At 33.5% G+C, this 10,321-nt stretch carries 10 protein-coding genes; 4 read left to right on the top strand and 6 right to left on the bottom strand.

All coding sequences use genetic code 11. The annotated features are described in order from the left end of the window. Positions 1-282: 282 nt before the first annotated feature. On the bottom strand, positions 283-1,116 hold the full coding sequence (locus tag BKH42_RS06310) for a flagellar hook-basal body protein (RefSeq protein ID WP_095295778.1): 834 nt from the start codon (positions 1,114-1,116) through the stop codon (positions 283-285). 194 nt (positions 1,117-1,310) lie between these two features. Here BKH42_RS06310 and BKH42_RS06305 point away from each other — a divergent pair, with 194 nt between their 5' ends. Continuing rightward, a complete protein-coding gene (locus tag BKH42_RS06305; protein WP_095295777.1) occupies positions 1,311-1,892 on the top strand; it encodes a DedA family protein in 582 nt (193 codons plus the stop codon). A 66-nt stretch (positions 1,893-1,958) separates the two neighbouring features. Beyond that, positions 1,959-2,459 carry a flavodoxin gene (locus BKH42_RS06300; RefSeq protein ID WP_095295776.1) on the top strand — a complete coding sequence of 167 codons (501 nt, stop codon included), beginning with the start codon at positions 1,959-1,961 and terminating at the stop codon, positions 2,457-2,459. 21 nt (positions 2,460-2,480) lie between these two features. Here BKH42_RS06300 and BKH42_RS06295 read toward each other — a convergent pair whose 3' ends face one another. The 4 genes from BKH42_RS06295 to bamD form a co-directional block, all read right to left on the bottom strand. Then, the gene (locus BKH42_RS06295) at positions 2,481-3,308 is read right to left on the bottom strand and encodes a prephenate dehydrogenase (protein ID WP_095295775.1); all 828 of its coding nucleotides are present in this window, start codon (positions 3,306-3,308) and stop codon (positions 2,481-2,483) included. Positions 3,309-3,357: 49 nt separating this feature from the next. Then, entirely contained in the window at positions 3,358-4,563 is a 1,206-nt protein-coding gene (locus BKH42_RS06290; RefSeq protein WP_095295774.1) for a histidinol-phosphate transaminase, read from the bottom strand. A 248-nt stretch (positions 4,564-4,811) separates the two neighbouring features. Then, positions 4,812-7,214: an endopeptidase La gene (lon, locus tag BKH42_RS06285; RefSeq protein WP_095295773.1), complete on the bottom strand. Its 2,403-nt coding sequence runs from the start codon at positions 7,212-7,214 to the stop codon at positions 4,812-4,814. An 8-nt stretch (positions 7,215-7,222) separates the two neighbouring features. Then, entirely contained in the window at positions 7,223-7,864 is a 642-nt protein-coding gene (gene bamD / locus BKH42_RS06280) for an outer membrane protein assembly factor BamD (RefSeq protein ID WP_095295772.1), read from the bottom strand. Between the two features lie 194 nt (positions 7,865-8,058). On the opposite strand from bamD, the gene fliW reads away from it, so the two are divergent. Together fliW and proC are read left to right on the top strand one after the other, a co-directional pair. Continuing rightward, positions 8,059-8,454: a flagellar assembly protein FliW gene (gene fliW, locus BKH42_RS06275; protein ID WP_095295771.1), complete on the top strand. Its 396-nt coding sequence runs from the start codon at positions 8,059-8,061 to the stop codon at positions 8,452-8,454. 127 nt (positions 8,455-8,581) lie between these two features. Continuing rightward, positions 8,582-9,364, top strand: coding sequence for a pyrroline-5-carboxylate reductase (proC, locus tag BKH42_RS06270; protein ID WP_095295770.1), 783 nt, complete (start codon positions 8,582-8,584; stop codon positions 9,362-9,364). Here the strand turns inward: proC and BKH42_RS06265 are convergent. Then, positions 9,361-10,281: a PDC sensor domain-containing protein gene (locus BKH42_RS06265; RefSeq protein ID WP_095295769.1), complete on the bottom strand. Its 921-nt coding sequence runs from the start codon at positions 10,279-10,281 to the stop codon at positions 9,361-9,363. The genes proC and BKH42_RS06265 overlap by 4 nt on opposite strands. Positions 10,282-10,321: the final 40 nt, after the last annotated feature.

Below are 10,321 nucleotides of genomic sequence, written 5' to 3'. Positions count from 1 at the left end.
ATTCCAAAAACAAAAAGCGAGGAATATGTGATAGAGGTTTGAAATATCAAAATAGATCTATTTGTCTAAATAATTTGTTCTAAAATACCTTTTTCTAGCATTGATAGAGACAATAAATAATCATTATTCAATACTAGTTCAAATCCAATTTACTAGCAAATTTTTTATCATTAATAAAACCTTTTATCGACCAACTGTTGCAGTTATCAGACACATACTCTTTTAAGGTCTTAACAAAATCTACAATAATTTTTCAAAGCCAATTTATTCAAAATCTTATCCTTAAGCTCTTGTCGCAAGTTTGCTGATGGCTTCTGTGTTGAGATCATCCATATGAGTTTTTAGAACTTTTGAATACATATCTACTAAACGGTTGGTTTCAATCAAATTGCTCATCTCAATGACTGCATTCACATTGCTTTTTTCGATATAGTGCTGGTAGAGTGCATTGGGGGCGATGAGATTTTCTCTTTCATTGATTTTGTCTTTTGGATATTCATACAGATTTTTGCCTACTTTCTTTAAATATTTTGGATTTGCAAAGCTAACGATGGCAATTGCTCCTGCGGCTAATGGTTCAGCTAGATTTTCATTTGCGGTATCTCTAAAATACAAATTACCATTTTTATCTGCTTCTACCTCCATACTTTGAGGAATCATAATCCCACCTTCATTATCCAAGCCAACTCTGCTCAAGACCTCATAACCTTCTTTAGTGCTAAGTGTTCCATCTGTGCTAATTGTAAAGCTCCCATCACGTGTGTATCTCACACCATTTGGTGTTTGAATTGCAAAATAAGCATTTTCTTTATCAAGAGCAAAATCTAAAGGATTGTCTGTTTTGCTCATTGATCCAATACTTTTATCTGTGTATTCTTCTGAAATAATAGGCACTCTATCAAGATTTCTATTGATATATTTAGCGGCTTCACGAGTTTGATTTTTGAGCGGAAGAGTTTCTTGATAAGTTTGATAAAGTCTCAAAAAGTCTCCTATGACAACATCATCACGCTTGAAAGAATTTGTGTTGAGATTAGCAAGATTATTTGAAATAATATCAAGTCTATTGAACTGCGTGACCATACCGCCAGTAGCCGAATAATATCCACTTTGCATTTGAAACCTTTTTATTTTATCATTTTAATAACTTGAAAAGTTAGAATCTTAAATACCTAGAACGCAATGTTCTTCTATTTGGTCAATACTAGCAAATTTTATTCCTTATATTTTGTAGATGATATTTGTTATCATTTTAAAGATAGAATAAAACCATTTTTCAGGTAAATCTAAAATCAGGACAAAGAGGGTAAATGCAACAAACAATCCAATCATTCCAGGATTCTTATCAGACTTGGGGATATTTATTTTTATTTGTTTATTGTATGGGCAGTGGATATGTGGGCATTGTTGCCGCTGGCATACTTAGTTCTTTAGGTAGTATGGATATAGGAACTTCAATTATTGTGGCTTTTTTGGGTAATACTTTTGGGAGTAGCATTTTAGCACTTCTAGGGAGATATCAAAAAAATGACATTTTGAAATATTTTGTCAAACATCGTAGAAAAGTTGCCCTCGTTCATATATGGATGAAAAAATATGGAATTTGGCTAATATTTTTTAATAAATATATCTATGGAGTCAAGACGATTGTGCCAATTGCTATTGGCGTGAGCAAGTATAAAATAAGTCGTTTTTTGATTTTAAATGCGTTATCTTGTTTGATTTGGGCACTATTAATAGGAATACTTTCATTTTTTGCTAGTGAATTTGTGAAGAGAATTTTCTCTTATATCGGAGATAAGCCCTATTTGATGCCAGTCATTTTTCTTGTAATTTTAGGTTTTGTGTGGATTTTTCTCAAAAAAATCAGCAAAAAACAAAAGAGAATTTAATTAGGTTTTTATATAAAGTTTTTGATGTATAATAATCCACTGAAAATAAATTATAAAGGACAATAAATGAAAAAAGTAGGAATCTTTTATGGAAGTGATAGTGGCAATACACAGACAATTTGTGAGAAGATTGCCGATAAACTTGGTAAGGAAAATACAGAATTAATTGATGTTGCAAAGGCCTCTAAAGATCAGCTTTTAGGGTTTGATAATTTGATTTTGGCTAGTTCTACTTATGGTAGTGGCGATCTTCAAACAGATTGGGAAGATTTTATCGGATCTTTGGATGAAGCAGACTTTTCGGGCAAAACGGTTGCACTTGTAGGACTTGGCGATCAGGATACTTATAGTGATACATTTTGTGATGCGTTGTATCATTTGTATGATAAAGCAAAGGGTGGCAAATTGATAGGTCAAACATCTACAGATGGCTATACTTTTGATGATTCAAAGGGTGTTGATGGTGGGAAGTTCGTTGGACTAGCCATTGATGAAGATAATCAAGATGATATGACTGATAGTCGTATTGATGCTTGGGTTTCTCAAATTAAATCAAATTTTGCTTGATTGTTGCGACCCTCTATTTTATTACATAAAATTTTGAAGTGTGTTGGCCTTGGCCATCCACGCTTTAAGATCTTCCCATTTTTCTTCCTCTATCAGCTTTTTTCCTAGCATTATCTCTTTCTTGAATATCTCCAATGATTTTAATACATTTTCTTTGTTTTGCTTAAAGATGTCTTTCCACATAATAGGGGAACTTTTTGATATTCTACTCATATCTTTGAATCCTCCACCAATGAGTGCGAGTATGGTTTGAGGATCTTCTTGAGAGAGTACTGCATTAGCTAAAGCATAGCTAATAATATGGGGCAAATGGCTTATAAGTGCGATGTGCCAATCGTGTTCTTTGGAATCCATTTTAATAATTTGCATTCCAATGGATACAAAAATTTCTTTGGCATAAGCTACTTGAAATTCACCACTGTCTTGGATATCTGTAAGAATAATAATTTTATTTTTAAATAAATCTTTAAGAGCCGCTTTTGGGCCAAAAAATTCTGTTCCACTCATCGGATGAGCACCGATAAAATTTTTACGAATATTGCTCGGCACAGATAAGGCGATTTTTTCTTTGGCACCGCCTAAATCTATGATGGTTGTGTGCGGGGATATATTATCAAATGTTTGAAGCGTTGTTATGACACCATCTAGGGGAATGGCTAGAAAAATGACATCGCATTCTTGAATGTCTTTGAGTTCAATACATTCATCAACAAGACCCAAAGACAATGCCTGTTGATTATGTAAAGGGTTAATATCATAGCCCAAGATGGTTTTAAACATCTTTGTTTCTCTTAGAGCCAACCCCATTGATCCACCAATAAGACCTAGACCAATAATTCCAGCTTGCATCTTCTATCCTTAAAGTATATAAGAGAATTATAGCCTATATATGAAATTATTAAATCCAGCCTTTTTTACGAAAATTTCTAAGTTCATTTGTGAATGCGTTCATTTCTGCAGGAACCCCAAGAGATATTCTATTCCATTGACTCAAAGGTGAGAATTCTCTACCGACGATAATATGTTTGTCTTCCATTCGTTTTTGAAAGGTTTTAAGATTGCCTTTTATTTGATAAAACATAAAATTAGCTTGAGAAGGAAGATATTTGATTTTTAGTTCATCAAGCGTATCACTCAGGATCTTTCTTGAGGTGGCATTCGCCTGAATACTTCTTTTAGCAAATTCTTTATCTTCTAATGAGGCATTAGCAGCCACAGCAGCCAATGCGTTTATATTATCCAACTCTACGAATGCTCGTATTTTTTTAATGGTCTTAGGAGATCCCACCCCATAACCAATTCGCAATCCTGCCAAAGCATACATTTTAGAAAAAGTTTTTGTAACAAGAATATTCTCTTGTTTTAAAGGTATCCATTTTATAGCACTCTGAAATCTTTTGTCATCTACATATTCACCATAAGCTTCATCAAAGATAAAGAATACTCTATCTTTTGGAGCCTCTTTTATCCATTTATCAATATATTTTGCTGGAGTGATTAGTCCAGTAGGATTGTTTGGGTTGCAAATATAAACGATAGAAAATCCTTTGAAAGCTTCTGCATTTTCTTTCATTTTAGGAATATCTATACCCATTTTTGAGTCAAATGGAATTTTAGTGATAGTTATATTGAAAGGCTTAGCGTAAAGCTCTGCAAATTCGAAGGTGAGCTCGGGTATGAGTAATTGAACAGGAACATTGGTATTTTTTTGTTCTGTGATAAGCGCTTGAATTGCAGCTTGAATTGTTTCTGAAGAACCATTACCTAGAGTAATATTATCTTGAGTGAGTTTGAACATACTTGCGATTTTATCCATTAATTCCATTCTTGGAGAATGTGAGGAATAACGCAAATATCTGAAAGCCTTTGGAAGGCGTTGTATAATCGCATTGTGAGCTTTTTTTGACATCCCCAAAGAGTTTTCATTTGAATTTAAAATTAAGGGATTCTCCTTTAAAGGTTTGAATATTTCGCTTGGATTAGTTTTGGCATATACGGATTTTCCTAGTCCTCCTAATAAAAGTCCTCCAAATAAGATCGTAGATGTTTTCATTAGATCTCGTCTGTGAAATGTTGATTCGCTATCTTGTTTAATATTTTTCATACAGGCATCCTTTATTTTTTAGATTTAGATATATGCTACTACTGATGTATTTTTTTCAATGCAAAAAGCGAATTGAATTTATAGGAAATTTTTTAAAAGTATTAAAACGTGACATTCACAGAAATGAGAGGATTCATACTAGAATGTAAAAAATGTGAATAAACCAAGATTGGCATTAGTCTGAAAAAAATAGTAAAATCAAAAGAAATAAAATTTGCAAATACAAAGGAAGCAATAGGCGTATCGCTTCAGATAAGTACTTTTTTAAGCACGTCTTCAATTCTATCAACGCCAATGATTTCTATTTCCTTTTTTACTTCTTCAGGTATATCTTTAAGATCTCTTGCGTAGTTTTTCTGGGGTATGAGAGCTGTTTTGATACCCGCTTTGTGTGCGGCGATAAGTTTTTCTTTGAGTCCTCCAATGGGTAAAATATTGCCCGTGAGTGTGAGTTCTCCAGTCATTGCTACATCAGATCTTGTTTTTTTCTCACACAAGATAGAAGCAATGACACTTGCCATAGCAATTCCAGCACTCGGGCCATCTTTTGGTGTTGCCCCCTCAGGAACATGCAAATGAATATCATATAGATTATAAATTTGGGTTTCCTCCTCAGGCTTTTTAGTTTTTTTAGATTTTATTGGAGGGATTTTTATTATTTTTGAATCTATCAATACCTTTACCACTGAAAAAGCAATTCTAGCAGATTCTTTCATGACATCTCCTAGACTTCCTGTAAGAGTGAGTAGCCCCTTACCTTTTATTTTAATGGCTTCTATTTTGAGAACATCTCCTCCTACACTTGTCCAGGCTAAACCATTTATGATGCCAATTTTATTTTCTTTATCCACATTATCAATCTCAAATACTATTTTATCAAGATATTCAGGTAAATTTTTTGGGGTGATGATGGTTTTTTTAACTTCATTTTTACTTTCTAAAATTTTTTTCGCACATTTACGCATAATGGTTGCGATATTTCGCCTTAAATTTCGCACTCCAGCTTCTCGAGTATATTTTTCTATGATAAGTCTGATGGCTTCTTGAGTGAAAGAAATTTCGTCAGTTTTCAAGGCGTGTTTTTTAAGTTCTTGAGGAATCAGATATTTTTTTGTAATTTCTTCTTTTTCTTGAGGTGTGTAGCTTGAAACGCTTATGAATTCCATCCTATCTCTCAACGGGGTTGGTATATTGAAAATATCATTTGCTGTGGCAATAAAAATAACTTGCGAGAGATCAATGTTGAAATTGGTATAGTAATCTCTAAAAGAGACATTTTGTTCAGGATCTAAAATTTCTAACAACACACTTGTAGGATCCCCTCGCATACTTCTTCCTACTTTGTCAATTTCATCTAAAACCATCACAGGGTTCATTTCTTTTGCCTCAATAAGACCTTGAATGATTCTTCCTGGCATAGCTCCTAGGTAAGTACGTCTGTGTCCACGTAATTCATTCACATCTTCAAGTCCCCCTAATGCAACTCTGACCAAAGGTCGTTTGATGGCCTTAGCGATTGAATTTGCTAAGCTTGTTTTTCCCACACCAGGAGGACCATAAAAGCATAAAATAGTTCCTTTTCCTTCAGTATTTGTCTTATCTCTGAGAGCAAGAAGTTCTCTGATGGCAAAATATTCCACGATACGTTCTTTTGGCTTTTCTAGCGAATAATGATCTGAATCAAGCTGTTTTTGAACATTCTTGATGGATAGTTTTTTCTTCCCAACTTTTCCAAATGGAATTTCAAGAACCCACTCAATGTAGTTTTGAATAATATTGGCATCAGCACTGTCTTGATGCATTCTGCTCAGGCGATCTATTTGCTTTTTTACTTCTTTGTAGGCATCTTCATGCATAAAAGGTTTTATTTTTTCAAGTTTTTCAAAGTATTGGTCAATTTCTTCATCTCGCTGTTTATCTACACCAAGTTCTTTTTGAATTTGTTTGAGTTGTTCTTTGAGAAAATACTCCTTATTAATCTGCTCTATCTTGTTATGAACTTTGCTTTTAATTTCTTTCTGGAGTTTTTGGGTTTGAGTTTCTTCTATCACGAGATCTATTAACAACAATAATCTTTCTTCGGTGTCATTGCTTGAAAAAAGCTTATAGGATTGATCTTTTTTTAGACGAAGTGCTGAAGCGATGAGATCAACGATGCGATTAGGGTCATCGTTTTCATCTACAGCCTTGAGCAAATCAGGTGGAAAGAAATGGCTGATATTTGCTAAGGCAATGACTTTTTCACGTAAAATAGCCATAATTGCGTTGATTTTTTCAGGTTCATAATCCTTGTAAATGATAACATCCACAAGTGCTTGTAGTGGATTTTCATCTTGTATAGAAATAATTTTACCTTTTGTGATGCCCTGAAAAAGGAGTTTTACTCTCCCATCAGGAAGGGCAACCTTTCTCATTAAACTGCCGATAACACCCACATCATAAAAACTATTTTTAGATTTTTTCTGTTCTTCAGAGCTTTTTGCACAGCTTACAAATACTAAATCGTTTTGCTCTAGAGCTTTATTGGCAGCTTTGATGTTGGCTTCATCGGTGATAAAAATAGGTGTGATCATAAATGGATACATAAAGGCTTCATCTTCTATAATGACCGGGATTACGCTGGGAAAACTCCCATAGTTACTTATTTGCATTGATTTCCTTACCAATTAAATATAAAAACATACCAGGGGATATGAGAGGGTTTTGGATGTGTTTGTTTATCGAGTTCTTCATCAATTCTATCCAAGTATTTTTCTAAAGCTTCTTTTTTGTGTTGTTTTTTATATACATTTGCAATGGCTTTGTTGAGTTCATTTTGACCCAAGACGAATTTTACTTGCATATATTCAACATACGGAATATAACGGCTATTAGGGTATTTATTTATAAAGTCATCTAAAGCTTGGGTGGTGTCTGTAATAAATTCTTGATCTTTGCTCTGATTTTTAAAAGCATAATAATGTGCTTGTAATTTTAAAAACGCTATATAATCAGCATTTTGTATGGTTCCGTATCTTTTGAGATATTCGTCAAAATAGAATTCTGCTAGAATGTATTCTTCTTGACTCATATGGGCTTGTCCTAAAATAAACATTGCCTCTGGAAGTAAAGGAGAGTTGATATGTTCGCTTTGAAGTGATGAGTAATAATTATCCGCACCTTCAAGATTTCCAAATTTTATTTCCTTTAAAATACCTTGATACCAATACATAGCAGGTTTATTGTATTCGTTGTTTGTTTTTGCACAGCCTATAAATATCACGATTGGCAAGATTAAAGATATAATTTTCGTATAGTTCATAAAACTCCTAATACCTAGTTTTGTTGTGAATGTTTTAAAATACGCATATTATATCTTATATCTTTCTAATGATTTTAAAAATTCCTATTAATAAAGTTGATTTTTAGTTTGAAATTTAGGTAGAATGTGGAGAATTAATGGTAAGATTTCCCTAGGTAATTGAATATAAACAAGTCAAATATGAGGTTTAGCGAATGGTTTTTGATGTAAAATCGCCAATTTTGGGATTTGAAAAAGTCACAAAAATGAAATTAGAAAAGATAGATGATATTTTCATCCGTTTGAGTAATGCAGATGATGAGGTGCCTGTTTTTACTCTTATTAATCCTTTTGTGTTGAGAGAATACGAATTTGATGTGCCTATTGCATTGAAGCTTTTACTTGATCTTGATAATAGTAAAAATGTATTCACAGCAAATATAATGGTTATTCAGACTCCTATCCAAAATTCCACTATTAATTTTTTAGCTCCTGTTGTTTTTAATTTTGACAATCATACGATGGGTCAAGTTGTATTAGATAGTCTAAAATATCCTCAATATGGACTAGCAGAATCTATTTCCAATTACTATCAGCCAGAAGAGAAATAGTCTTTTCCTGGTTTTACTATACTTTATTTTTCTACCTTAGAGTCTTTAATTGTTTTTATTTTTTGGTTATTTTCTTGTTGAGAGATCTGGTTTATGATGAAACCAAGATAATTTTAAGGAGTTCATAGTGAGTAAGACTTTACTTTTTGTGGGTTATGGAAGTATGGCAAAGGCGATTGCTTATGGTATTTCTCATAGTGATTTAAGAAATAAATATAAACTTGAAATTGCTGGTAGGGATCTAAAAAAAGCTCAAGCTTTCATTAAAGACAATCATCTTGAAGATATTGCTAGTACTTGTCTTGAAAGTTCTGTGATTGATGTGAATAAAAAGATTGTTATATTATGTGTTAAGCCTTATGCTTTAGGGAATTTTCAATATAAGGGAAATGCAAGCTCAGTTTACAGCGTGATGGCTGGAGTGGATATTGTAATGCTTAAAGAACATATTCGTTCAGATAATTATGCAAAAGTGATGCCTAATGTTGGGGCTAGATACCAAAAATCTTCAACGGCGGTCTGTATTGAAGGAAATATCAAAGAAGAAGCTAGTGAGATTTTATCAAGTTTTGGAAAGGTTGTGTTTGTAGATTCTGAAGCTTTGGTAGATGCTTCTATAGCCACAGGCGGAAGCTCTCCGGCATTCTTGGCACTTATTGCACAAGCTCTAATAGATGCGGGAGTGAGAGAGGGCATCAGAAGAGATGATGCTTTAGCTTTAGTGCGTGCAACTTTTGAGGGCTTTGCTCATCTTTTACTTGAACAAACCCCCGATGAAATCATTTCTTCTATTACGAGTCCAGGTGGAACAACAATAGAAGGACTTTGCGTGTTGGAAGATAGAGCAGTGAGAGGGGCTATTATCTCAGCTTGTCATCAGGCGGTTGCAAAATCAAAGAAGAAACATTAGCCTCTTCTTTCATCTTTATCCATCGCTCCATAAGCGAATTTAACATACACAGATAGACCTAATAAAAGCATTGAAACCGCTCCAATGAGATAGACAGCATAAATAATTTTATCAGGTTCGCTGATGGTAAATTTAAATACCAACATCAGTGCTTCAATTGCCAAAGCAATAACAATCGAGCCTAAGAAGCGAATCATTGTCTTATGGATGGCTCGGTGGTTATCCCCACTATTTTTTCCCAAAACTTCTTCTTCAAATATAGCCTTTACTAAATCAAATATTGCAAGGGCAAGAGTGAGTAAGATAGTTGATTCAAACACTTCTTTGATGTCAAAACTCCTAAAATGAATACCCGCTGTCCAAAAACTTGCAATACCCTTAATAAAGAGCAAGATGGATATTAAAGTTAGCATTGTGGAGAGACAAAAGTACATCAGTATGCTGAAGTTAGAAAAAATATCATAAAATCTACTTGGCGAACTGATATTTATTGCTTCCTGAAGGGGTATATCAATGCAAACGATAAAAAGTAATTCATTTTGATGATTATAAACAGGATAAGAAGAAGTGACTACAAGTTTTCCATCAGATCTTGTTGGATATGGGTTGGTGATGATGCATTTTTGTTCTTTGATCGCTTCATAATAGTAGGCTTTATCAGAAAAATTTCCCCCATCATTTTCATGCATCGTTGGATTATTTGAAATATTATTACCTACTTGATTACCCCTAGAGTCCAAAATATAAATACAATCAAATGCGTGAATTTCATTTTGGATTTTCTTTACTGCACTTATAATGGACTCTAGTGTTGTTCCAGGCATATAGTTTTTGATGTTTTGGGTAAAAAGATAGCAAATATATGCTCTGAGTTCATATCGAATCCTAGAATATGTTACGATGTCTTTTGAGAGCATTTTTTTCCTTGATTTTATTGTTGGGCACATTTTACTATAT

This window comes from Helicobacter sp. 13S00482-2 (genome assembly GCF_002272795.1).
Taxonomy (GTDB): domain Bacteria; phylum Campylobacterota; class Campylobacteria; order Campylobacterales; family Helicobacteraceae; genus Helicobacter_J.
The sequence above is the reverse complement of the archived record's forward strand: the minus strand, read 5'-3'. Positions and strand labels throughout refer to the sequence as shown.